Source organism: Primorskyibacter flagellatus (genome assembly GCF_900176485.1).
GTDB lineage: Bacteria > Pseudomonadota > Alphaproteobacteria > Rhodobacterales > Rhodobacteraceae > Primorskyibacter > Primorskyibacter flagellatus.
Genome location: NZ_FWYD01000003.1, coordinates 42,942 through 65,429, shown reverse-complemented (window position 1 = coordinate 65,429; position 22,488 = coordinate 42,942). Strand labels below are relative to the sequence as shown.

Annotated in this window: 21 protein-coding genes; 12 read left to right on the top strand and 9 right to left on the bottom strand. The window is 60.8% G+C overall.

The window, feature by feature from the left end:
* Positions 1-79 precede the first annotated feature (79 nt).
* From B8991_RS05775 to B8991_RS05760, 4 genes are all read right to left on the bottom strand, one after another.
* Positions 80-1,252: a DNA recombination protein RmuC gene (locus tag B8991_RS05775; protein WP_084351290.1), complete on the bottom strand. Its 1,173-nt coding sequence runs from the start codon at positions 1,250-1,252 to the stop codon at positions 80-82.
* Entirely contained in the window at positions 1,249-3,081 is a 1,833-nt protein-coding gene (gene mutL / locus B8991_RS05770) for a DNA mismatch repair endonuclease MutL (protein ID WP_084351287.1), read from the bottom strand. Before mutL ends, B8991_RS05775 begins: the two co-directional genes overlap by 4 nt.
* Positions 3,082-3,213: 132 nt before the next feature.
* Positions 3,214-4,548 carry an ammonium transporter gene (locus B8991_RS05765; RefSeq protein ID WP_084351285.1) on the bottom strand — a complete coding sequence of 445 codons (1,335 nt, stop codon included), beginning with the start codon at positions 4,546-4,548 and terminating at the stop codon, positions 3,214-3,216.
* Between the two features lie 30 nt (positions 4,549-4,578).
* Complete coding sequence (locus tag B8991_RS05760; protein WP_084351282.1) at positions 4,579-4,917, bottom strand: P-II family nitrogen regulator; 339 nt, start codon at positions 4,915-4,917, stop codon at positions 4,579-4,581.
* 255 nt (positions 4,918-5,172) lie between these two features.
* On the opposite strand from B8991_RS05760, the gene B8991_RS05755 reads away from it, so the two are divergent.
* A complete protein-coding gene (locus B8991_RS05755; protein ID WP_084351280.1) occupies positions 5,173-7,341 on the top strand; it encodes a transglycosylase domain-containing protein in 2,169 nt (722 codons plus the stop codon).
* Between the two features lie 151 nt (positions 7,342-7,492).
* On the opposite strand, the gene B8991_RS05750 is transcribed toward B8991_RS05755, so the two are convergent.
* Both B8991_RS05750 and B8991_RS05745 read right to left on the bottom strand, forming a co-directional pair.
* Positions 7,493-8,080 (bottom strand): MlaC/ttg2D family ABC transporter substrate-binding protein, encoded by a 588-nt coding sequence (locus B8991_RS05750; RefSeq protein WP_084351278.1) that lies wholly within the window; start codon positions 8,078-8,080, stop codon positions 7,493-7,495.
* A 4-nt stretch (positions 8,081-8,084) separates the two neighbouring features.
* A complete protein-coding gene (locus B8991_RS05745) occupies positions 8,085-8,849 on the bottom strand; it encodes an MlaA family lipoprotein (protein WP_084351276.1) in 765 nt (254 codons plus the stop codon).
* 185 nt (positions 8,850-9,034) lie between these two features.
* On the opposite strand from B8991_RS05745, the gene B8991_RS05740 reads away from it, so the two are divergent.
* The 7 genes from B8991_RS05740 to B8991_RS05710 all read left to right on the top strand — a co-directional run bounded on the left by B8991_RS05740 (position 9,035) and on the right by B8991_RS05710 (position 15,920).
* Positions 9,035-10,768, top strand: coding sequence for a type I secretion system permease/ATPase (locus B8991_RS05740; protein ID WP_084351274.1), 1,734 nt, complete (start codon positions 9,035-9,037; stop codon positions 10,766-10,768).
* A gap of 39 nt (positions 10,769-10,807) precedes the next feature.
* Positions 10,808-12,076 carry an HlyD family type I secretion periplasmic adaptor subunit gene (locus B8991_RS05735; RefSeq protein ID WP_328588471.1) on the top strand — a complete coding sequence of 423 codons (1,269 nt, stop codon included), beginning with the start codon at positions 10,808-10,810 and terminating at the stop codon, positions 12,074-12,076.
* A 240-nt stretch (positions 12,077-12,316) separates the two neighbouring features.
* The gene (locus B8991_RS05730) at positions 12,317-12,781 is read left to right on the top strand and encodes a RidA family protein (protein ID WP_084352148.1); all 465 of its coding nucleotides are present in this window, start codon (positions 12,317-12,319) and stop codon (positions 12,779-12,781) included.
* Entirely contained in the window at positions 12,778-13,539 is a 762-nt protein-coding gene (locus B8991_RS05725; protein WP_179141443.1) for a glycerophosphodiester phosphodiesterase family protein, read from the top strand. Before B8991_RS05730 ends, B8991_RS05725 begins: the two co-directional genes overlap by 4 nt.
* 45 nt (positions 13,540-13,584) lie before the next feature.
* Complete coding sequence (locus tag B8991_RS05720; protein WP_084351267.1) at positions 13,585-14,769, top strand: GNAT family N-acetyltransferase; 1,185 nt, start codon at positions 13,585-13,587, stop codon at positions 14,767-14,769.
* A complete protein-coding gene (locus tag B8991_RS05715) occupies positions 14,766-15,062 on the top strand; it encodes a 4a-hydroxytetrahydrobiopterin dehydratase (protein WP_084351265.1) in 297 nt (98 codons plus the stop codon). Before B8991_RS05720 ends, B8991_RS05715 begins: the two co-directional genes overlap by 4 nt.
* Positions 15,063-15,065: 3 nt before the next feature.
* Positions 15,066-15,920, top strand: coding sequence for a mechanosensitive ion channel family protein (locus B8991_RS05710; RefSeq protein WP_084351262.1), 855 nt, complete (start codon positions 15,066-15,068; stop codon positions 15,918-15,920).
* Between the two features lie 140 nt (positions 15,921-16,060).
* Here B8991_RS05710 and B8991_RS05705 read toward each other — a convergent pair whose 3' ends face one another.
* On the bottom strand, positions 16,061-16,549 hold the full coding sequence (locus B8991_RS05705; protein WP_084351260.1) for a peroxiredoxin: 489 nt from the start codon (positions 16,547-16,549) through the stop codon (positions 16,061-16,063).
* Between the two features lie 89 nt (positions 16,550-16,638).
* Between B8991_RS05705 and B8991_RS05700 the strand changes: the two genes are divergently transcribed.
* The 4 genes from B8991_RS05700 (at position 16,639) to B8991_RS05685 (ending at position 20,616) form a co-directional block, all read left to right on the top strand.
* Entirely contained in the window at positions 16,639-17,847 is a 1,209-nt protein-coding gene (locus B8991_RS05700; RefSeq protein ID WP_084351258.1) for an NAD(P)/FAD-dependent oxidoreductase, read from the top strand.
* Positions 17,844-18,404 carry a 16S rRNA (guanine(966)-N(2))-methyltransferase RsmD gene (gene rsmD / locus B8991_RS05695; RefSeq protein ID WP_084351256.1) on the top strand — a complete coding sequence of 187 codons (561 nt, stop codon included), beginning with the start codon at positions 17,844-17,846 and terminating at the stop codon, positions 18,402-18,404. Before B8991_RS05700 ends, rsmD begins: the two co-directional genes overlap by 4 nt.
* A 180-nt stretch (positions 18,405-18,584) precedes the next feature.
* Positions 18,585-19,559: an MBL fold metallo-hydrolase gene (locus B8991_RS05690; protein ID WP_084351254.1), complete on the top strand. Its 975-nt coding sequence runs from the start codon at positions 18,585-18,587 to the stop codon at positions 19,557-19,559.
* Positions 19,560-19,749: 190 nt separating this feature from the next.
* Positions 19,750-20,616, top strand: coding sequence for a DUF2189 domain-containing protein (locus tag B8991_RS05685; protein WP_084351252.1), 867 nt, complete (start codon positions 19,750-19,752; stop codon positions 20,614-20,616).
* Between the two features lie 17 nt (positions 20,617-20,633).
* Here B8991_RS05685 and map read toward each other — a convergent pair whose 3' ends face one another.
* Both map and B8991_RS05675 read right to left on the bottom strand, forming a co-directional pair.
* Entirely contained in the window at positions 20,634-21,446 is an 813-nt protein-coding gene (gene map / locus B8991_RS05680) for a type I methionyl aminopeptidase (protein WP_084351250.1), read from the bottom strand.
* Positions 21,447-21,584: 138 nt separating this feature from the next.
* On the bottom strand, positions 21,585-22,268 hold the full coding sequence (locus B8991_RS05675) for a GntR family transcriptional regulator (protein WP_084351248.1): 684 nt from the start codon (positions 22,266-22,268) through the stop codon (positions 21,585-21,587).
* Positions 22,269-22,488: the final 220 nt, after the last annotated feature.

Below are 22,488 nucleotides of genomic sequence, written 5' to 3'. Positions count from 1 at the left end.
GCGACGCAATCGATTGCGCGTAGCGCATTGCACATTGAGCCGAAGGCCGGCTTATCGGGGCCCGATGGGCCTGACTGGACTATTCCGCGGAAACGGGTACGATTTCGGATGGCTCGACCGGATCGCCGGCCAACTCCTCAAAATCGAAGTTGTCCAGCCGCCGGGCGCGTCGGCTTGCCTTGTCGGCGCTTATCTTGATCTCCGAGACGTCCTTGGATGCCTGATTGAAATGCCGGTCGAGATTTTCAACCCGCGTTCCCAACCGCTCCACATCCGCGAACAGCAGTCCCAGTTCTTTGCGGATGGCGCCCGCCTGCTCGCGCATCCGGGCATCTTTGAGAATTGCACGCATCGTGTTCAGCGTCGCCATGCAGGTCGTCGGAGAAACGATCCAGACCCGCGCGTCGAAACCGGCACGCACCAGTTCCGGGAAATTGGAATGGAGTTCCGCATAGACAGCCTCTGACGGCAGGAACATCAGTGCGCCGTCGGCCGTTTCGCCCTCGATGATGTAACGTTCGGATATATCGCGGATGTGTTTGCGCACGGACAGCCGCAAGGACTGCGCCGCACGGGCAAGTTGTTCTTTCGTCTCCGCCCGGCGCAGGGCCTCGTACGCCTCCAGCGGGAATTTGCTGTCCACGCAGATCGGCCCCGGCGGATTGGGCAGATGGATCAGACAATCCACGCGCCGCCCGTTGGATAGGGTCGATTGCAGGCTGTAGCTGTCGGAAGGCAGCGCTTTGCTGACAATATCATTCAACTGGATTTCGCCGAACGCCCCGCGCGTCTGCTTGTTCGACAGAATATCCTGCAAGGACAGCACATCGCCTGACAGTTTGGTGATGTTGTCCTGCGCCTTGTCGATGGCCGTCAACCGCTGTTGCAGATCGCCCAGGCTTTGCGCCGTCCGCCGGGCCGATCCGTGCAGGTTCTCGTTCATCTTTTCCTGCACGTCGGCCAGCCGCTGCTCCATCAATTGCAGCATCTTGGTCTGCTGAGTCGCCTGCGCCTCGGACACATGATGCAAACCGCCCGCCAGTCGTTCCTGCCCGTCCCCCAGCGCCTGCACACGCCCGCCAAGCTGGCTTAGCTGCATTTCCAGCGGCTGCGCCATCTGCGCCGACCGACCCGCCGCCCGCATCGTCACGACCAGCATGAAAAGGATCAGCGACACCACCGCTGCGCCAGCCAATGCGGCCAGCACCACGGGATCGTTCAGGCCATAGGTTTGCCCGTTCAGCGTGATCATGTGCGCCCGAACAGCCGCTCAATATCGGCCAGCTTCAACTCGACATAGGTGGGGCGGCCATGGTTGCATTGCCCGGAATGCGGCGTGGTCTCCATTTCCCGAAGAAGCGCGTTCATCTCTTCACCACGCATACGGCGACCAGAGCGGATCGAGCCATGACAGGCGACGCGGCTGAGAATCGCCTCGATCTTTTCCTGCACCAACCCGCTGGCCCCCTGATCGGACAGCTCGTCCAGAATATCGAGCACCAGCGCCTTCGCGTTTACGTCGCCAAGGATCGCGGGGGTTTCGCGCACCGCCACCGCACCGCCGCCGAACGGCTCCAAGGTCAGGCCCATGCGGCCTAGATCGTCGGCCACGGCCAGCAGGCGCCCGGCATCGTCAGACGACAGATCCACGACTTCGGGGATCAGCAAGGCCTGCGCGGCGACGCCGTTTTCCGCCATCTGCCGCTTCAGTCTTTCATAGACAAGCCGTTCATGTGCGGCGTGCTGGTCGACAATCACCATGCCATCGGCGGTCTGGGCGATGATGTAGTTTTCGTGGACCTGACCGCGCGCCGCACCAAGGGGCAGCGCCTCTGTCTGCTGGACAGGCGCTTCTTCGGGTTCGACCACCGTTTCAACCCGCGCGGACCAACTGTCCCGAAGTTCGGCAAAGCCCGGTGCCTGCGCCTGATAGGCTGCGGCCCGTGCGCCCGCCGAGGGCCGGTCCATCTGGTAGACGCGCGGTGCCGTCGGTTCGGGGCGCATCGCGCCTAGCGTTGCCCCGGCCACGGTCGTAGAGGCACGGTGTCCGGCCTCGGCCAGCGCGTGGCGCAGCGCCGACACGATCAGCCCGCGCACCAGACCGGGATCGCGAAACCGCACCTCTGACTTGGCGGGATGCACGTTGACATCCACCTTATGCGGATCACAGTCGATGAACAGCGCCGCCGCAGGATGCCGGTCGCGGCTGAGGAAATCCTGATAGGCACCGCGCAGCGCCCCGATCAGCAGCTTGTCACGGACCGGACGACCATTGACAAACAGGTATTGCGCCACCGATGACCCCCGCGAATAGGTCGGCAGCGCGGCATAACCGGTCAGCCGGAACCCCTCGCGTTCGGCATCCACAGCCAGCGCATTTTCGATGAATTCGCGCCCCATCACCTGCCCAAGACGGCCCCGCAAGGCGTCGAACAGATCGCCCGTCTGCGCGTCGGCGCGAAAACTCACGCGGTCGCCGCCTCCGGTCACGTCGCGCAAGGTAAAGCCGACCGAAGGTTCCGCCATCGCCAGCCGTTTGATCACATCGCCGATGGCCTGCGCTTCGGCCCGGTCGGTGCGCATGAATTTCAGCCGTGCGGGCGTTGCGTAGAACAGATCCCGCAACGCCACGACGCTGCCACGGTTCAGCGCCGCCGGCTTCACACCCGACATCTGACCACCCGCGACGGCGATCTCGGCAGCCTCTGCCCCCTCGGCCCGGCTGGTGATGGTCAGACGCCCGACCGCGCCAAGCGACGGCAGCGCCTCGCCCCGGAAGCCGAAGGAATGGATGTTCAGCAGGTCCGACCCGTCGATCTTGGATGTCGCGTGACGCGACAGCGCCAGCGGCAATTCGTCTGCGGTCATACCGCAGCCGTCATCCGCCACACGGATCAGCGTCTTGCCGCCATCCGCCTGCGCGATGTCAATGCGCCGCGCGCCCGCGTCGATGGCATTCTCGACCAGTTCCTTGACCGCAGAGGCGGGACGTTCCACGACCTCGCCCGCCGCAATGCGGTTGATGGCGGATTCGTCCAGCTGTCGGATAACAGGGCGGATATTGGGGCTGTGCGTGTTCATGCCACAAGTCCTAGCATGAGCCTGGTGATTCTGAAACGCTGGATCGCCACCCGACCGCATGTCCGGATATCGAAAAGTCCGGGCACGAATGCCCGGACACAAGATTTTTTTGGAGCTGGTCGGAGGACGCATTCAGCCCTTGGAGAATTCGGGATAGGCCTCCATCCCCAACTCGGCCATGTCGAGCCCGTTGATTTCGTCTTCTTCGCTGACACGAATGCCCAAGGCCATTTTCAGGATCATCCACAGGATCAGCGACGCCCCGAAGGTGAATATCCCATAAGAGACGATACCGACGATCTGGGTGACGATGCTCGCATCATCGTTGTAGAACACGACTGCGATCGTGCCCCAGATACCTGCGAACAGGTGGACCGGCACGGCACCAACCACGTCATCGATCTTGAACTTGTCGAGCATCGGAACGGCGAAGACGACGATTACACCACCAATTGCACCGATCCACAGCGCCCCGAACAGGGATGGGGCGAGCGGTTCCGCAGTGATGGAAACCAGGCCAGCCAAGGCACCGTTCAGAACCATGGTGAGGTCAGGCTTCTTGTACAGCACTTGCGTCAGGATGAGCGTGGTAACGGCACCGGCCGCAGCAGCCATGTTGGTGTTGGCGAAAATGCGCGATACATCAGACACGTCACCCACAGTGCCCATTGCCAGCTGCGAGCCGCCATTGAAGCCGAACCAACCCAGCCACAGGATGAATGTACCCAGAGTGGCCAATGCAAGGTTGGAACCCGGAAGCGGTGTGACTCGGCCATCCTTGGCATATTTGCCGATACGGGGACCAAGAACGATGGCACCTGCCAGAGCGGCCCAGCCGCCGACAGAGTGCACAACGGTGGAACCGGCAAAGTCAGAGAAGCCCATCTCGGACAGCCAACCGCCGCCCCACTGCCAGGAACCGGAAATCGGATACATGACGCCGGTCAGCAGAATGACGAACACCAGAAACGGCCAAAGTTTGATACGCTCGGCCAAGGCACCCGATACGATCGACGCGGTTGCCGCAACGAACACCAGCTGGAAGAAGAAGTCCGAACCGATCGACGCATAGTCCAACGCAGCGTCTGCGGCGGCCACACCGACCGGATCCAGACTGGTCGGAACGAAGAGCGGCCCGACCCAGCCGGGCATGATCCACGCATCACCCGGATACATGAGGTTGAAACCGATAAGCCAGTACATGATCGCAGCGATGGAATAGAGCGCGATATTCTTGGTCATCTGCATGGTGACGTTCTTGGAACGCACTAGCCCACCTTCAAGCATGGCAAAACCAGCGGCCATGAAGAACACTAGAAAGCCTGCCATGCAGAACAGCAGGGTGGTCATGATATACGGGCCGATCTCGTCGAACCCGGGCGCGGCGGCCTCGGCTTCCTGCGCGAGGCCGAGACTGGGCAGCGCAATCAGCGCGGCAGCCGGGGCAAGTGTTTTCAGAAGCTTCATGTATTCGTTTCCCTTTGTCTCGGGCGGCCCTTAAAGGGCGTCCTCGTTCATTTCGCCGGTACGCACGCGCACGGCCTGTTCCACATCCAGTACGAAAATCTTGCCGTCGCCGATCTTGCGGGTCTGTGCGGTTCTGGTGATGGTCTCGACCACCTGATCGACCATTGCCGCCGCGACGACGATTTCGAGCTTGATCTTGGGCACGAAGTTCACCGCGTATTCCGCCCCACGATAGATTTCCGTGTGCCCCGACTGTGCGCCAAAGCCTTTGATTTCGTTCACCATCATGCCGCGCACCCCGATAGAGGTCAGCGCCTCGCGGACCTCCTCCAGCTTGAACGGCTTGATCGTTGCAATGATGAGTTTCACCCGTTTCCCTTTCGGTTATCGGGGCAGAACCCCGTCTTTGCATTTGCAGAAGGGCGGATGGAGCATGGGATTTGAAAGAATGTGCCGTGATGGCCGCGTTAAATTTCGCAATATATGCGTAATTTTTAGGCGCATATCCTCAAATGCCTACTTTTTGCGCGCCATTGAAATGTGATGAGCGTCGGGTTTGCAGTCAACATTGCGGACGGATAGGGGTAATGTGGCCGAAAACAACAATGCCGGGCAGAGCAAGTAATGAGTGATTCAGGCAAGGGACGCGGACGTCTTGTGGCGGACCGCCGCTATTCAAAGTCACGGGCACCCGCCAAGGCGGGCAAGAAACCCGTGCGCCGCAAGACTGCATCGAAAAAGACCGTCAGAAAACGGACGTCCACCCGCCGTCGCAATCCGATTGTCGCTTTTGTCATCGGCATATTCGCCTGGATATGGCGTCTGTTCTGGCGATTGACCTTCCGCATCGGGATTGTGGTGGTGCTTCTGCTGGCGCTGTCCGTAGGCTATTTCTATACTAAGCTGCCCGACATAGACGCCCTGCTGGACGGGCGGGCGCGGGGCTCTGTCACACTAATGGACCGTAACGGCGACGTCTTTGCGTGGCGTGGCGACCAGTTTGGCGGGGTTGTGACGGCTGACAGCGTTTCGCCGCATCTCAAGAATGCCGTCGTCGCGACCGAAGACAAGCGGTTCTACTGGCATCCGGGCATCGACCCGCGCGGCATTGCCGGTGCCGTCCGCATCAACCTGAGCGAAGGCCGCGGTCCGCTGTCCGGGCATGGTGGGTCAACGCTGTCGCAGCAAACAGCCAAACTGCTGTGCCTCGGCGTCGAATACGATTCCACCCAATGGAAGAACGAGGCCGAATATGTGCAGGATTGCCGCCGCGGATCGCTGACGCGCAAGCTCAAGGAAGCAATCTACGCGTTGGCGATGGAGGTTAAGTTCACCAAGGACGAGATCCTGTCGATCTACCTCAACCGCGCCTATCTGGGCGGTGGGGCCTACGGGGCCGAAGCCGCGTCACAGCGGTATTTCGGCAAGCCCGCTTCGGCGCTGAACGCGTCCGAAGCGGCGATGATCGCGGGTCTTTTGACCGCCCCCACCACGCTGTCGCCGACAAACAACCTTGAACGGTCGCAAAACCGCGCAGGCGTCGTGCTAGGCCTCATGCAGGAACAAGGCTACCTGACCCCGGAAGAGGCGGACCGCGCCCGCGCCAATCCTGCGGTCCTGTCCGAAGCCGCAGAAGCCAAGGCCGGTGGCTATTTTGCCGACTGGGTGATGGATTCCGGACCGGAGTTCTTTACCCGCAAGACGTCCGAAGATGTCATTATCCGCACCACGCTGGACCAGCGCCTGCAAAAAGCAGCGGAGGATGCGATGGTCGCTATTTTCTCCGAAAAGGTGCGCGAAGGATCCAAGGCGCAGGCGGCGATCGTGGTCATGTCCTCGGACGGGGCGGTGCGTGCCATGGTCGGTGGCCGCAAGATCCGTGTCACAGGTGCCTTCAACCGCGCAACACAGGCGCTGCGGCAGGTCGGATCGGCCTTCAAGCCCTTTATCTACGCCACGGCACTGGAATTGGGCTACAGCCCCTATGACACGGTGGTGGACGAGCCATTGACCCTCGACATTCCCGGCTCCGGCAAATGGTCGCCGCAGAATTACACGAAAACCTTCAAGGGCCGCGTGACACTGATCGAAGCGCTGAAAAATTCGCTCAATATCCCCGCTGTGAAGATCTCGGAAAGCGTCGGGCGCGATCTGGTGATCCGCGTGGCCGAGGATTTTGGTTTCGGCAACAATATCGCCAACACTCCGGCCATGGCGCTTGGGTCATCGGAATCCACCTTGCTGGAAATGACCGGTGCCTATGCGGGCATCCTGAACGGCGGATCGTCGGTGACGCCGTACGGGTTGGTTGAATTGCGCCTGCAAGGCGAGACCGAGACGCTGATGGACAGCGGCGGCGGCATTGGTGAGCGTGTGATCCGCGAGGATGCGGCCAAGCAGTTGATCTTCATGATGGAAAAGGTCGTCAGCGAAGGCTCTGGGCGGCGCGCCCGTCTTGAGGGGCGGCAGGCTGCTGGCAAGACCGGCACAACCCAAGCGGCGCGCGATGCGTGGTTTGTGGGTTTCACCGCAGATTATGTCGCTGGCGTCTGGATGGGCTATGACGACAACACGCCGCTGACCGGCGTGACCGGTGGCGGTCTGCCCGCCGAGATCTGGCGCGAAACGATGGAGCGTGTCCATGCAGGCCTGCCCGCCCGCCCGCTGCCGATGATCATCCCGGAACCACCCCGCGCCGCACCTGCGCCCCAACCGGCCCCGCAGCCGCAGCAGCAACAGCGTCGACCGACCGTGTTGCAACAGTTGCTCCAGGACCTGCTTGGCGGCAACTAAGGCGGAAGCTCGGCGGCTTTTTCGGAATCACAACGCCGCCGGTGGGAAAGTCTGATGGTTGTCCGATGCGGCGGTCCCGCCTGTCTGACGGCCCGACAGAAGCAGTCGGGTCGGACGGGCGGCAGCCGCCTCAACCCGATTGCGCGCTGCTTTAACCGGCCCGTTTCAGATCTGCGGTCATGGCGTCAATGTCGCCGCGACGGCGGTCCAGCATCGCCCCGATCTCTGTGCGCTCGGTCAACAACATGTTCACGCCCTCGACCTTCATATTGAAGAACAGGTCGCGTCCTGACCGGTCCGAAACCATGAAATCAATGATGAACGGTGCCTCTCCGCGCAGAAAGGCCGTCGAGCGGACGACGTGATAGGTTTTCTCGACGAACACGCCTTCAACCTCGATCCGGCCGCCGACAAATTCCCGAAACCGCTTGCCGTATTTCCGCGCGATGTAGCCTTTAAATGCATCGGTAAAGCTGCGCATCTGCGCCGCACTGGCGCTTCGTGCATCGACACCCAGCGCATAGCGGGCGATCGTCGGAACATCGGCATAGCGATCAAAAATGCGTTCAAATGCGCGGATCATCGCGTTTTCGGATTGGCCAGAGCCGATAACCCGGTTGATTTCGCCCACAAGACTGTCAACCAGTCGCCGCGCACCTGCATCTGTCAATGACAGCGCCGGAACAGGCAGCAGCATCACCCCGGCCGCGAGGCCTCCCAACAGATTGCGGCGATTCATCCTTTCATTGTGAAACATCATCACTCCCGTAAAGCTCTACATAGGGGTCCACGCCACCACCGGGCACGTCCTGACCCAATTCAAATCGACGGTTCTGAAGGTAGATGATTCGGGTCTGTGCGTAGCTGTCCGCGCTATCGTGCAGCACCGAATCCACGGTCGCGCCGTATTGCCGACGCTTGCCCGCCCGCGAGACCAGCTTGGCAACCGTGCCTGAGTATCGCTCTGGCTTGTCCAGAACATAGCCCAGCGGGTTGGTGAACAGATCGACCACCCGACCTGCTGTATCGCGCTCTGTCGACGGGCCGATGATGGGCAACACCTGATAGGCACCCTCGGGCGCACCCCAGACATGCAATGTTTCACCGAAATCGGTCTCGTCCTCGGCGACGCCAAGATCTGACGCAATATCCATCAGCCCAGCAAAGCCCAGCGTCGAGTTCACGGCAAAGCGGAAGGTGTTGCGCGTCGCCCCCCCCAGATCGCCCTGCATAACCTGATTGACCACATAACCTGGCGTCGCAAAATTCCCGGCAAAATTGGTCACGTTGTCTTGCACACCATCACGGAACGCGTTGGGCTTGGCCGGGGCGCGTTCTTTTCCGCCGCCGAAAAACCGCTTATCGATGTTCTGGTTGAATTCATGTACCTGTCGGTTCGACGCTTCATGCGGATCATGCATTCCGTCTGGCGCGGCACCCGGCCCCGGCACGGAACATGCGACAAGAAAACCAAGAGCGAAGAGCGGTAAGATACGAAGAATGTTCATGTGTTAACCCGAGTCTGGAATTCATGACCTGTCTTGCGGTCCTTACTTATGTAGGCTGACCTCATTGCCCAACCGATTCTATTTCACCACAGGCATTTGTGGCAGAATGGCTACATTGACGATAACTTAATGACCTGTGTCGTATCCAACACCTAACCTATTTGTGGACGAGCGGAAACTCGCAGATGACAAGAAATCGAAATGACTCAGGGCTGGAAGAGCTCAAGGCCGCCCGACGCGAGAGCCGCATCTACTATTGGTTCGTGGCGATTTTCAGCTTTTTTGTGAACCTTTTGATGCTGACCGGGCCGATTTACATGCTCCAGACCTATGACCGGGTACTGGGCAGCCGGTCCGTTGCGACGCTGATCGCCCTGTCGGTGCTGGTCGCGTTTCTCTACGGCATGATGGGGATTCTCGATTACACCCGGGGTCGGATCATGGGCCGGGTCGCCGCGCGGTTCCAGTCGCGGCTTGATCTGCGCGTGTTCGACGCCGTGGTGCGGCGCTCTGCCGTGATGCCGGACGAGCTGGCCGCAACCGGGCTGCGCGATCTGGAATCGGTGCAGCGCCTGATGGCCTCTCCGGTTCTGATGGCCGTTTTCGATATTCCCTGGACGCCGTTCTTTCTGGTGGGGATCATGATTTTCCACCCGTGGCTTGGCTATCTCGCCATCGGCGGCGGACTGGTTCTGATCCTTGTCACGGTGGTCAACCAGATGACCACCCGCAATCCGACGATGAAATCGAACATCGCCGTGCATCAGGCCGAGACGATCTCTGACCAGATCCGCAACGAATCCGAGATGGTCCAATCCATGGGCATGCGCGGTGCGGCGTTCCGGCGCTGGCAGGTGGCGCGGGATGCCTCGCTCAAGGGTCAGATCAAATCCGCCGACCTGTTGGGCACGTTCAGCTCGATGACCAAGACATTCCGTCTGTTCTTGCAGTCGGCGATGCTGGGGCTTGGTGCCTATCTGGTGCTGAAAGGCGAATTGACGCCGGGCGCGATGATCGCGGGGTCAATCCTGATGGGTCGGGCGCTGGCACCCATCGAAATGGCCATCGGGCAATGGCAACTTGTGCAGCGCGCCCGCAAGGGCTGGGACAACCTCGCCCAACTGCTGACAGAAGTCCCGGCCGAAGCGCCGCGCACACAATTGCCGCAGCCGCGTGCGAAACTGGACATCCAGCAGATCACCGTCGTGCCGCCGGGTGAACAACAGGCGTCACTGCGTCTGATCAGCTTCAACGTCAATCCTGGACAGGCCGTGGGCGTCATCGGCCCCTCTGGTGCCGGCAAATCCACGCTGGCACGCGCGCTGACGGGCGTGTGGCGGCCAGCGGGCGGGAAGATCCGGCTCGACGGTGCGACGCTGGATCAATACGGTGCCGACACTCTTGGGCAGCATATTGGCTATCTGCCACAACGCGTGACGTTATTTGATGGCACCATCGCAGAGAATATCGCGCGGCTGTCGATGCAGCCTGACAGTGAAAAGGTCGTCGAGGCCGCCAAGAAAGCCGCCGCACATGAGATGATCCTGAAACTGCCCGATGGCTATGACACCCGTGTTTCCGCGAATGGCGGTCGCCTGTCAGGCGGTCAGATCCAGCGCATCGGTCTGGCGCGTGCGATGTATGGCAACCCGGTGCTTCTGGTGTTGGACGAACCCAACTCCAACCTCGACAATGAAGGCTCTGAAGCGCTGAATTCCGCCATCCGCCAGATGAAGGAACAGGGCAAGGCGGTGCTGATCATGGCGCACCGGCCAGCCGCCATCAAGGAATGCGATATGCTGTTGATGCTGGAGGGCGGCAGCCGCGCGGCCTTTGGACCCAAGGAGGAGGTCTTGAAGGCCATGGTGCAGAACCACCAACAGATCCAGAAGGCCGGGACCGCCGGAGGGGTGCGCTAAATGGAAAAACCTTCGAATGAGTTTCCTCTGAAAGGCCCCATGCTCCTTGGCATCCTTGCACTTGTGGTGTTGGTGGGTGGCTTCGGCTATTGGGCCGCCACGACAGAAATTTCCGGCGCGATCATCGCACCGGGACAAATCGAGGTCGATCAGAACCGTCAGATCGTCCAGCATCCCGATGGTGGTGTGGTCGAGGAAATTCTGGTCGACGAGGGCGACACGGTCGCGGCGGGCGACATTCTGATTCGCCTTGACCCGACCCTGCGTAGATCGGAACTCTCGATTATCGAGGGTCAGCTTTTCGAACTCATGGCACGGCGCGCACGCTTGGACGCCGAGCGGGATGAAAGCGACACATTGGACTTTCCCGAAGAGTTACTGGCACGCGCCGCCGAGGACGAAGAAATCAACGAGTTGGTTCAGGGACAGCAAAGACTGTTCGACGCCCGGCGAGACTCTATCGCCCGAGAGGTTGAACAGCTTGGCAAACGCCGCGATCAGATCAGCGACCAGATCATCGGCATTGACGCGCAGCAGGACGCGCTGACCGAACAGGTCTCTCTGATCGAAAAGGAACTGGCAGATCAGCAGTCCCTGCTGGACCGCGGTCTGGCGCAGGCAACCCGCGTCCTGTCGCTTCAACGTGAACGCGCGCGACTATCCGGCACTGTCGGAGAACTGACCGCTCAGAAAGCTCAGGCTGCCGGACGAATTACCGAGACAGAGATCGAGATTCTGAAACTTACCACGCGCCGCCGCGAAGAGGCTATCACCACTCTACGGGATCTTGGGTACCGCGAACGCGAGTTGGCCGAGCAGCGACGCGCGCTGGTCGAACAACTGGCACGGATGGAAATCCGGGCACCCGTGTCCGGCGTGATCTACGGCTTGCAAGTCTTCACACCACGTTCGGTGATCCGTGCCGCAGACCCGGTTCTGTATATTGTGCCTCAGGATCGGCCATTGGTGATCGCGGCGCAGGTTGAAACGATCCATATCGACAAGCTGTTCGTCGAGCAGAACGTGTCCCTGCGCTTTTCGGCGCTGGATCAGCGCGAAACACCTGAATTGTTCGGCCGCGTCACGCAGATTTCCGCCGACGCGTTCACCGATGAAAATTCGCGGGCCAGCTATTACCGTGCGGAAATCGTGCTGAGCGAAGGCGAAATCAACCGCCTGCCAAAAGGGACCGTTTTGATCCCGGGCATGCCGGTTGAGGCGTTCATCCGCACAGATGACCGGACCCCGCTGGCCTATCTGGTGAAACCGTTTGCCGATTATTTTGCGAAAGCCTTCCGCGAAAGCTGACCAGCGGCCCAAGCTTGACCTGAATGTGCGCCCTTGCCGGGCGCGCCGTTCATTTTTGCGTTGGCACGCGACAAATGGCGCTGACGCCCCATTCAATTGCCGTGGCAATTGCGGCGCGGAAGGAAAGCTTCGGAACTGGACCGCAACCGTGAGGCCGGATCACAAAACCGACGGTAAAGGCTTTTCAATCCGCGGGATCAGGCCTAGCGTGCGGCCAGAAACCCAATGCAGGAGCACGTCATGTCCAATGCTATCGAAGACCGTTTGAATGAACTGGGGATCACGCTGCCCGATGCGGCTGCTCCGGCGGCGAACTATGTGCCTTTCGTGAAGCAGGGCAACACATTGTATGTTTCCGGGCAGATTTCCAACGGACCGGACGGCTTGATCAAGGGCAAGCTGGGGGATGGCATGACAGCAGAGGACGGCGCGCGCGCCGCGCGGCACTGTGCCTTGTCGCTGTTGGCGCAAGTCCGCGCCGCCTGTGATGGCGACCTTACGCGGCTGAAGCAGGTGGTCAAACTGACCGGCTTCGTCAACTCGACCGTTGATTTCACCGACCAGCCCAAGGTGATCAACGGCTGCTCTGATTTTATGGTCGAGTTGTTGGGGGATACCGGGCGTCACGCCCGTTCGGCGGTGTCAGCGGCCTCTTTGCCCTTGGGCGTTGCCGTTGAGATCGAAGGCATTTTCGAGATCGCCTGATGCGACCGCTGCCATCCGCCTTCCTTGATCGCCCCATCGCGCATCGGGGGTTGCACGGGCTGTCTGCTGGACAGCCCGAAAACTCGCTGAGTGCGTTCGAAGCGGCGATCAGCGCGGGCTACGGGATCGAACTTGACCTGCAACTGTCGGCCGATGGTGTGGCCATGGTGTTTCACGACTATGCGCTGGGTCGGTTGACCGGGGCGCAAGGCGCGTTGGCCACCCGCACGGCCGCAGAACTGGGGCGCATCCCGTTGAAGGATGGCGAAGGTGCCTGCATTCCGACGCTGGCCGAAGTTCTGGCACAGGTAGCGGGCCGGGTTCCCCTGCTGATCGAGTTGAAGGATCAGGACGGCGCGCTTGGCCCGAAGATCGGCGCGCTTGAGGCTGCGGTCGCGCAGGATTTGCACGCGTATCAAGGTGCCGCTGCGTTGATGTCTTTCAACCCGCATTCGATCATAGCACTTGCCAAATTGGCCCCCCAGCGGCCACGCGGGCTGACGACCTGCGCCTTTGATGCCGAGGATTGGAAACTGGTCCCCGCCGCCCGGCGCACCGAATTGCGTTTGATTGTCGATTATGACCGGGCCGATTGCTGCTTTGTCAGCCACGACCGCAATGATCTGACCGCCCCACGCGTCGCCGCACTGGCTGAAGATGGTGCCGCGATTCTGTGCTGGACCGTCCGCTCTGCCCAGCAAGAGTCCGCCGCCCGCGAAATAGCGCATAACATCACCTTCGAGGGCTATCTGGCTTGACAGCCGGACACCCGAACCCATCTAAGCGGTTGAAACGGGGACGATATGACCGGGCAGACCATAGAGATCAACGTTGTCGAATCGCTGGCGCAGATCGGCGAAGACGCATGGGACGCCTGCGCCTGCCCCGAGGCCAGCACTGGGCGTCCGCGCGACCCGTTTACCACCTATCGCTTTCTCAAGGCGCTGGAAGACAGCGGCTCTGTCGGGCCGCGCACAGGGTGGGAGCCGCGCTACCTTGCGGCAAATATCGACGGTACCGTGATCGCCACCGCCCCGCTTTATGTGAAATCGCACAGCCAGGGCGAATATATTTTCGATCACAATTGGGCCCATGCCTATGAGCGTGCAGGCGGGCATTACTACCCCAAACTCCAGATCGCAGTGCCCTTCACACCCGCAACGGGACGGCGGTTGCTGACGCGTCCCGGCCATGCCGAGACCGGGATGGCAGCGCTTGTGCAAGGTGCTGTGCAACTGGCGGCGGATAACGACCTGTCGTCGTTGCACATCACCTTTTGCACCGAAGAAGAAGCCGAGGCCGGGCAGCAAATGGGTTTGATGTCCCGGACGTCGCAGCAGTTTCACTGGCTGAACGCAGATTACACGGATTTCGACGGATTTCTCGCCAGTCTCAGCAGCCGCAAACGCAAGGCAATCCGCAAGGAGCGCAAACAGGCGCAGGGGTTTGGTGGCGAGATCCGCACATTGACCGGCGATGACATCCAGCCGCATCATTGGGATGCGTTCTGGACGTTTTATCAGGACACCGGCGCGCGCAAATGGGGCACCCCCTACCTGACCCGCGAATTTTTTGAGATCGTGCATGCAACCATGCGGGACGATATTGCGTTGGTCTTCGCCACCCGTGACGGCGTAGACGTCGCGGGGGCGTTGAATTTCATCGGTAGGGATACGCTTTACGGACGATACTGGGGCTGCACGGAACATCATCCCTGCCTGCATTTCGAATTGTGCTACTATCAGGCCATCGACCTTGCCATCACCATGGGCCTGAGCCGGGTCGAGGCCGGAGCACAGGGCGAACACAAACTGGCGCGTGGCTATCTGCCCGTCGAAACCCATTCTCTGCATTGGGTGGGCGACCGTGGATTTGCCGATGCAATCGCGCGTTACCTGGACGCCGAAAGGGCTGCCGTCAGCGAAGATATCGAGATCCTGACCAGCTATGGCCCCTTCAGAAAAGCCAAAATCGAGGAACAGCAATGACAGAGAAACTCAGCGATACCGGGCGCAAGACCATGCTGCCCGCACTCACCGAAGCGGGCTGGACCCTGGACGAGGACCGCGACGCGATCTCCAAGACCTACAAATTTGACAGTTTTGTCAGCGCGTTCGGCTGGATGACGCAAGCCGCGATTTGGGCGGAAAAATGGAACCATCACCCAGAATGGCAAAATACCTACAACACGGTCAAGGTTACGCTTACAACACATGACGTGGACGGGCTGTCGTCGCTGGATGCCAAGCTCGCCCGCAAGATGGATCAACTGGCCGGATAAGACATGAACTCGCTCAATTCGTTATTGAACACCGAAATCTACGGTGGCAAATCGCTGTCGGACCTGCTGACACTGGAATTTCTTGCAAGCGTCGTCGGCAACGTCCTTGCCGCCTTTCTGATCCTGTTTGTCGGGCTTTTGATCGGCAGCTGGGTCAAACGGCGCATCGTGAAAGTGTCAGAACGGCATGCGCGCCTGGACCAAACCCTGTTTCACTTCCTTGGCAACATTGCGCGTTACATCATTCTGGGGTTCGCCGCACTGTTCGTGCTGAACACGTTCGGCGTGCAGACAACCTCGATCGTGGCGGCAATCGGTGCGGCCGGTCTGGCCGTGGGTCTGGCCTTGCAGGGCACGCTGTCCAACGTCGCGGCGGGGGTGATGATCATCATCTTTCGCCCCATCAAACTGGGCGATTTTGTCGAAGTGGCGGGCGTCATGGGCACCGTCAAGGACATCACACTGAACACGATCGAACTGGCCGGCCTGTCCAACACCCAGATCATCGTTCCCAATTCCGAGGTTTGGGGAAACATCATCACCAACTATTCGATCTACCATACCCGGCGCTCGGAATGGGTCTTCGGGGTCAGCTACGGGTCTGACCTGAAAACGGCAGAGACGGTCATACGCGAAACGATCATGGCCGACCCGCGGTCCATGACCGACCCGGAACCCTTCATTCAGGTCAACAATCTGGGCGATTTCTCGGTCGATTTTCTGGTGCGGGTCTGGGTCACGTCCGCCGATTATTTTCAGTATCAGGCGGACATGAAGCGCAAGGTCAAAGAGGCGCTGGACGAAGCCGGAGTCTCTATCCCCTTCCCGACGCGGACCATGATACAGGCCGCCGAATAGGGCCGAAATAACAGGCTCGGCGTTGCTGTGGACATATGCGTCTTGACCCGCCGCGCAAGGATCAAAAGCGCGGCCCGGCACCCGGAGGGAAAGCGGCCCGGCAGGAGATGCCGGGCCGTCCCACTATTCGTTGATCCGGGTCAGAGCGCCGCCAGCATTGCCTCGCCGCCCGAGACCTCACAAACGCCCGGCGATTCCTCAAGATGCAGCACCTTGACCACCCCATCCTCAACCAGCATCGCGTAGCGCTGGCTGCGCCCCAACAAGCCTGCGGGTGGCGCGTCAAAATCCATGCCGATGGCCTTGGTAAAACTGCCCTCGGAATCCGCCAGCAAAGTCAGACCCGCCGCCTCGGCACCCGTCGCCTCGCCCCAGGCCTTCATCACGAACGGGTCATTGACGCTGACGCAGATGATCTCGTCCACGCCCTTGGCCTTCAACGCATCTGCATTGCGGGTGAAGCTGGGCACATGCGCGGAATGGCAGGTCGGCGTATAGGCACCCGGCACCGCGAATAGCACAACTTTGCGGCCTTTTGTCAGCTCTGCCAACGCGACCTGCTCTGGGCCTTCTGCGCCGATCCGCAGCAAACTCGCATCGGGAAGGTTTTCGCCTTGAGAAATTGCCATCTTGAGTGGTCTCCGTGAATTGCGTTATCGGTCCCTGCCGTTATAGGCTGCTCCCTTGAGGCAGCAAACACATTCTGAAAGGGCGGATCATGTCGCATGTGGTAGTCATCGGGGCGGGCCAGGCCGGATCATCCCTGGTCGCACGGCTGCGCACCAAGGGGTTCGACGGTAAAATCACCCTGCTGGGCGCAGAGCCTTTGCCCCCCTATCAGCGGCCGCCGCTCTCCAAGGCCTATCTGATGGGCGAGATGGACGCCGACCGCCTGCTGCTGCGCCCCGAGGCGTATTATGCCGAAAACGCAATTGACCTACGCACCGGCACCACCATCACCGGCATCGACGCGGCCAGCCGCACGGTACAGCTTGAAGATGGCGCGCTGACCTATGATCATCTTGTCCTGTGCACCGGGTCGGAACCGCGTCGGCTGCCTGCCAGCATAGGTGGCGACCTGGACGGTGTCTGCGTGGTCCGCACCAAGGCCGATGTCGACGCGATGGAACCACGCTTTCGCCAGAATGCCCGCGTACTGATCGTAGGCGGCGGCTATATCGGGCTGGAGGCCGCCTCTGTGGCTGCCAAACTGGGTCTGACCGTCACGTTGGTCGAAATGGCCGACCGCATCCTGCAACGCGTCGCTGCCCCCGAAACCTCCGACTTTTTTCGCAACCTGCACCGCAGCCACGGTGTCGACATTCGCGAAGGCATCGGCCTGACCCGCCTGACGGGCGAAGGCAAAGTCACCGGCGCAGAGCTGACAGATGGCAGCCATCCCGACGTGGATTTCGTGATCGTCGGCGTCGGCATCACCCCCGCGACCGGACTGGCCAAGGCTGCCGGACTGACCATCGACAACGGCATCCACACCGACGCACTGGGCCGCACCTCCGATCCCGCGATCTGGGCCGCCGGCGATTGCGCGTCCTTCCCTCATAATGGCGGCCGCGTACGGCTGGAAAGCGTTGGCAATGCCATTGATCAGGCCGAATGCGTGGCCGATAACATCATGGGGGCGGATAGCCCCTATCAGGCGAAACCCTGGTTCTGGTCCGATCAGTACGATTGCAAACTGCAAATCGCCGGATTGAACAGCGGCTACGACCGCATCGTGACCCGTAAAGGGACCGGCGATGGCATGTCATTCTGGTACTACGCAGGCGACAGGCTTCTGGCCATTGACGCGATGAATGACGCCCGCGCCTACATGGTCGGCAAACGCCTGATAGAGATGGGGAAATCGCCGGGTGCCGCTACGGTCGCAGATCCTGCATCCGACCTCAAGGCCCTGCTGAAAGCGTGAGGATCGTCGCGGGCATCCACCGCGGCCGCGCCCTGGCCAGCGTTGGCAAGGGTGACACTGGCGCGCATCTGCGCCCCACAACCGACCGCGTCCGCGAAAGCTTGTTCGGCATGCTGACCGGCGGCCGCTTTGGCGATCCGATCACAGACGCGCATGTGCTCGACCTCTTTGCCGGCACGGGCGCTCTGGGGCTGGAGGCGCTGTCGCGCGGCGCGTCCCATGTCAGCTTTGCCGATAGTGGCCGCAAGGCGCAGACGCTGATCCGCCAGAACATCACCCTTCTCAAGGCAGAGCCGCAAACCAAGCTCATTGCCCGCGACGCCCGCCGCCTGCCGCCTGCGCCTTATCCCGCAGCGCTTGTCTTTCTCGACCCGCCCTACGGCAAAGCGATGGGCGAAGCCGCCCTTGCATCTGCGCAGGCGCAGGGCTGGCTCGCCCCCGGCGCGCTGATCGTATGGGAGGAAAACACGCCACAAAGCCCCCCTGCGGATTTCGCCCTGCTCGAATCCCGGCCCTACGGCGACAGCCACATCACCCTGCTGACCGCCCCCACCTGACGGTACCCGATAAAGATTCTTCCCATTCTCATTGGCGAAAATACTCCGGGGAGTGTGAGGGGCCGGCCCCTCACTCCCAAACCCAGCCAAAAGGCCTCCGCCCTGACAGGGCATCGACACACTTGGCCCTGCGCGCCTCCCATGCCAAGATGCATTCAATGATATGAATGGGAGGATACCATGACGCTTCACCGCCCCACCCGCCGGGACATGCTGCGACTCGCCGCGGCGATGCCCGCCTTCGCCCTGCCTGCCGCGATGGCGCGGGCACAACTCGGCGCGCCGGAAACAACCAATCCCGGTCATTTCAGTTTTACTCTGGGCGAGGCACGCATCACCGTGCTGTCAGACGGGTTCTTCACCACCCCCGCAACCGGGCTGGGCGTGAATGCCGACCCGGCGGAGGTACAGACCTTTCTGGAACAGCACTTCCTTTCCCAAGAAGAAAACTATTCCCACACCAACCATCTTTATGTGGAACTGGGCGAGGCCCGCGTGCTTGTGGATACAGGCTCTGGGTCCCGGTTCATGGACACCGCAGGCAGGCTCCTGACCAATATGGAGGCTGCCGGCATCGACCCCGGCACCATCACCCATGTCGTCATCACCCATGCCCATCCCGATCATATCTGGGGAATCCGAGACGATTTTGACGAACCGATCCTGCCGGATGCGGAATACATCATTGGCGAAACAGAACACGCCTACTGGATGCAGGACGAACTGGTAAATCAGGTTCCGGCGGAGATGCAGCAATTTGTTCTCGGCGCGGTGAATTCGATCACGGCAGACGGGCTGGAATGGACGCTCGCCTCGAACGATCAACAGATCGCCCCCGGCCTCCGCGTCATCGACACGCCCGGCCACACGCCGGGGCATATGAGCGTGGTGGTCGAGAGCGGCGGCAGACAACTCATGGCACTCGGTGACAGCATGACCCATGCCTATATGAATTTCGCGCATCCCGACTGGTATAACGCCTTTGACATGGACGGCGAGACGACCGTGGCCACCCGCAGGCGGCTGACCGACATGGCCGCCGCCGACCGTATCGCCGTTCTGGGCTATCACTTCCCCTTTCCCGGTGTCGGACACATCATGCGCGACGGCGGAACGCACCGTTTCGTTCCCGCCCTCTGGCAGTTTACCCCCTGAGGCCCGCCAAGCGGTGCCTGACGGCATCGCCACGGCATGGCCTGAGCTGCGTCCTCCCCGGAAAGTGACTGCTTTGACAGCGTTTTTCTGTTATCGTGACTTCAAGGTCAGGGCCAACGCGGCCACGCCCGCTTGAAACCAAGCGGACCGGACCGCGCCAAAGGCTCTTTCCCGCAAGAAGGAGGACATCATGGCGCAAACAATCGGCAATCCCCTTAGCTGGGCCGCAAATGTTCTGCGTGGCACGGGCCAAAGCCTTGGCCACGCGGCGGAATCCGTCGGCGGCGAAAGCAAATCCCTCCCGGTGGTCAACGACATCACCATGGGTGATGTCCGCGCGGCGTTGCGATCCGGCATGGATGATTTCACCCATTTCCGCAGCGATGTGGTTTTTCTGGTCGTGCTGTATCCGCTGATCGGCATCGCGCTGGCCTATATGGCCTTCAATCGGGGTCTGATGACGATGATCTTTCCGATGGCCGCCGGCTTTGCGCTGCTTGGTCCCGTCGCCGGTATCGGGCTCTACGAACTGAGCCGCCGCCGCGAGGCCGGGCAGGATGCAGGCTGGAACAACGTCCTATCTCTGTTCCGCTCGGACATCATGGGGCGCGTCCTGACGCTGGGCGCGTATCTGCTGGGCCTGTTCATTCTGTGGATGTACGCCGCCGTCGTCATCTATGACGCAACGCTTGGCCCGGCCGCCCCGGTCTCTGCCAGTGCTTTTCTGACAGACGTGCTGCGCACGGGGCCGGGCTGGACGATGATCATTCTCGGCTTTGCTGTGGGCTTTGTCTTCGCGCTGGCTGTTCTGGTCGTCAGCCTGACCACATTTCCGATGATCGTTGACCGAAAGATCGGCTTGCCCGTCGCCGTGATGACCTCGGTGGCTGTCTGCCGCCGCAATCCGGTTGCGGTTGCAGGCTGGGGGCTGACAGTCGCGGTCCTGCTGGCACTTGGCAGCATCCCGTTTTTTCTGGGTCTGATCGTCGTATTGCCGGTGCTGGGCCACGCAACGTGGCACCTGTACCGGCGCGCCGTAAGCTACGAAGCCGAGTGATCCGCCTATAGGGCTGTTCAGCTGGCCGCGTAGGTCGGATGGAACAGCCCGCCGGGTGACAAGGTAAACACCTCGACCCCGTCAGAGGTCACACCCACGGAATGTTCGAACTGCGCCGTAAGCGATTTGTCCCGTGTCACGGCTGTCCATTCGTCTGACAGAACCTTGGTTTCCGGACGGCCCAGATTCACCATCGGCTCGATCGTGAAGATCATGCCTTCTTCCAGCTGCTCACGCGTGCCAGGACGGCCGTAATGCAGCACGTTCGGCGGCGCATGGAACACCCGGCCCAGCCCGTGCCCGCAGAAATCGCGCACGACGCTCATCCGGTGCGCCTCGACATAGGCCTGAATCGCGTGGCCTATGTCGCCGAACGTATTGCCGGGTTTGACCGCCTCGATGCCCTTCATCAGGGCATCATGGGTGACTTGGATCAACCGCTCTGACTTGCGGCTCAGCTTGCCCGCGACATACATCCGGCTCGTATCGCCAAACCAACCGTCAACAATCACCGTGACGTCGATGTTCAGAATATCGCCATCCTTCAGCAGCTTTTCACCGGGGATGCCATGACACACAACATGGTTCACGCTGATGCAGCTGGCGTGTTTGTACCCCTTGTAGCCGATGGTGGCGGAAATCGCCCCGGCGGCATTCACCTGCTCTTCGATAAATGCATCCAACGCCCCTGTGGACACGCCGGGCTGCACCAGATCGGCAACCTCGTCCAGAATACGCGCAGCCAAGGCACCGGCCTTGTGCATCCCGGCGAAATCGCCGTGATCATAAATGCGAATCCCGTCCCGCGTCAGCCGACCGCGTGTGTCCATTTTCAAGCCATTGCTCCGTCATTTCTAAATTGCCGTCGCAATATAGCATAATATATCGGCAATGCCAGAGGCACGCCCTGCTTGCACAGTCTGCAATTACTGCCTTTCGGAACTTTGATCAGCTTGCAAGCGCTTGTGCTACAGATCGAAATACCGTGCACGCGTCTCGCAGACCGAATTGATCGTCTCGTCCAGCCGCGTCAGATGTATCATTCCGGCTTCGACCGCGGCATCGGCATCGCCCTGTTCCACTGCAAGCGCGATGGTTTTGTGGTCGTTCAGCAGTTCCGGCATCCGGTCGCCCGTGGTCAGGCCAAGCAGGCACAGCCGGTCAACCTTGGCCTTTTCTTCCGCGATAACCTCAAAAGCGAAATCCGTCTTCGCGATACCGCACAGGACTTCGTGGAATCCGTAATCAAGCACACCGAAGGCGGCAATATCGGACGTCTCAACCGCCTTGACCTGCTTTTCAATATGCGTTTTCAAAAGCTTGGAACCTTCGCTGTCACAATTCAATGCAGCCAGCCGCAGCACCTTGGCCTCAACCGCGGCCCGGACAAAACGCGATTTGGCAATCTCGCGCAGTGAGATCCGCTTTACTTCTGTCGCGCGCTGCGGGCGTGACACCAGAAGATCGAGGCTGACAAGCCGGTTGAACGCATCCCTGACCGGCTGACGCGACACGCCGAACTTCGATGCAATCTCGGCTTCGGAAATCTTGTCACCCGGCAAAAGCTCCAGCGTCAGGATCTGTTCGTAAAGGTGATTGAAAACCAGATCGACGCTGGTTTCGCGGGCGCGGGCCTGTCGTATTGATGCCATCTACAGATCCCCCGACTGGACGTTTGAAAAGCTGATATTGCCTGAAGCCAGCGACATCAACACCTCTCGTGGGGGTGCCGGCCCCTTGCCGTCAAAGCCGGACGCGATCTGGCACCTGGACCGTGTTTATCGACAAAACCGGAGTTCACCCAGCCTGCCATCACGGCACCCGGCCGCTCTCCAGGCCCAAAGACACCACAGCGCCCTGCTTCGACAGCAT

What these genes read in the sequence shown, in the direction of transcription:
- B8991_RS05735 (WP_328588471.1), top strand. Translation starts at nt 10,808, where the DNA reads ATGCTCCTTGGCATCCTTGCACTTGTGGTGTTGGTGGGTGGCTTCGGC.
- B8991_RS05740 (WP_084351274.1), top strand. Translation starts at nt 9,035, where the DNA reads ATGACAAGAAATCGAAATGACTCAGGGCTGGAAGAGCTCAAGGCCGCC.
- B8991_RS05745 (WP_084351276.1), bottom strand. Translation starts at nt 8,849, where the DNA reads ATGAACATTCTTCGTATCTTACCGCTCTTCGCTCTTGGTTTTCTTGTC.
- B8991_RS05705 (WP_084351260.1), bottom strand. Translation starts at nt 16,549, where the DNA reads ATGGCAATTTCTCAAGGCGAAAACCTTCCCGATGCGAGTTTGCTGCGG.
- B8991_RS05700 (WP_084351258.1), top strand. Translation starts at nt 16,639, where the DNA reads ATGTCGCATGTGGTAGTCATCGGGGCGGGCCAGGCCGGATCATCCCTG.
- B8991_RS05715 (WP_084351265.1), top strand. Translation starts at nt 14,766, where the DNA reads ATGACAGAGAAACTCAGCGATACCGGGCGCAAGACCATGCTGCCCGCA.
- B8991_RS05755 (WP_084351280.1), top strand. Translation starts at nt 5,173, where the DNA reads ATGAGTGATTCAGGCAAGGGACGCGGACGTCTTGTGGCGGACCGCCGC.
- B8991_RS05710 (WP_084351262.1), top strand. Translation starts at nt 15,066, where the DNA reads ATGAACTCGCTCAATTCGTTATTGAACACCGAAATCTACGGTGGCAAA.
- B8991_RS05750 (WP_084351278.1), bottom strand. Translation starts at nt 8,080, where the DNA reads ATGAATCGCCGCAATCTGTTGGGAGGCCTCGCGGCCGGGGTGATGCTG.
- B8991_RS05690 (WP_084351254.1), top strand. Translation starts at nt 18,585, where the DNA reads ATGACGCTTCACCGCCCCACCCGCCGGGACATGCTGCGACTCGCCGCG.
- B8991_RS05775 (WP_084351290.1), bottom strand. Translation starts at nt 1,252, where the DNA reads ATGATCACGCTGAACGGGCAAACCTATGGCCTGAACGATCCCGTGGTG.
- B8991_RS05765 (WP_084351285.1), bottom strand. Translation starts at nt 4,548, where the DNA reads ATGAAGCTTCTGAAAACACTTGCCCCGGCTGCCGCGCTGATTGCGCTG.
- B8991_RS05730 (WP_084352148.1), top strand. Translation starts at nt 12,317, where the DNA reads ATGTCCAATGCTATCGAAGACCGTTTGAATGAACTGGGGATCACGCTG.
- mutL (WP_084351287.1), bottom strand. Translation starts at nt 3,081, where the DNA reads ATGAACACGCACAGCCCCAATATCCGCCCTGTTATCCGACAGCTGGAC.
- B8991_RS05685 (WP_084351252.1), top strand. Translation starts at nt 19,750, where the DNA reads ATGGCGCAAACAATCGGCAATCCCCTTAGCTGGGCCGCAAATGTTCTG.
- B8991_RS05675 (WP_084351248.1), bottom strand. Translation starts at nt 22,268, where the DNA reads ATGGCATCAATACGACAGGCCCGCGCCCGCGAAACCAGCGTCGATCTG.
- map (WP_084351250.1), bottom strand. Translation starts at nt 21,446, where the DNA reads ATGGACACACGCGGTCGGCTGACGCGGGACGGGATTCGCATTTATGAT.
- B8991_RS05720 (WP_084351267.1), top strand. Translation starts at nt 13,585, where the DNA reads ATGACCGGGCAGACCATAGAGATCAACGTTGTCGAATCGCTGGCGCAG.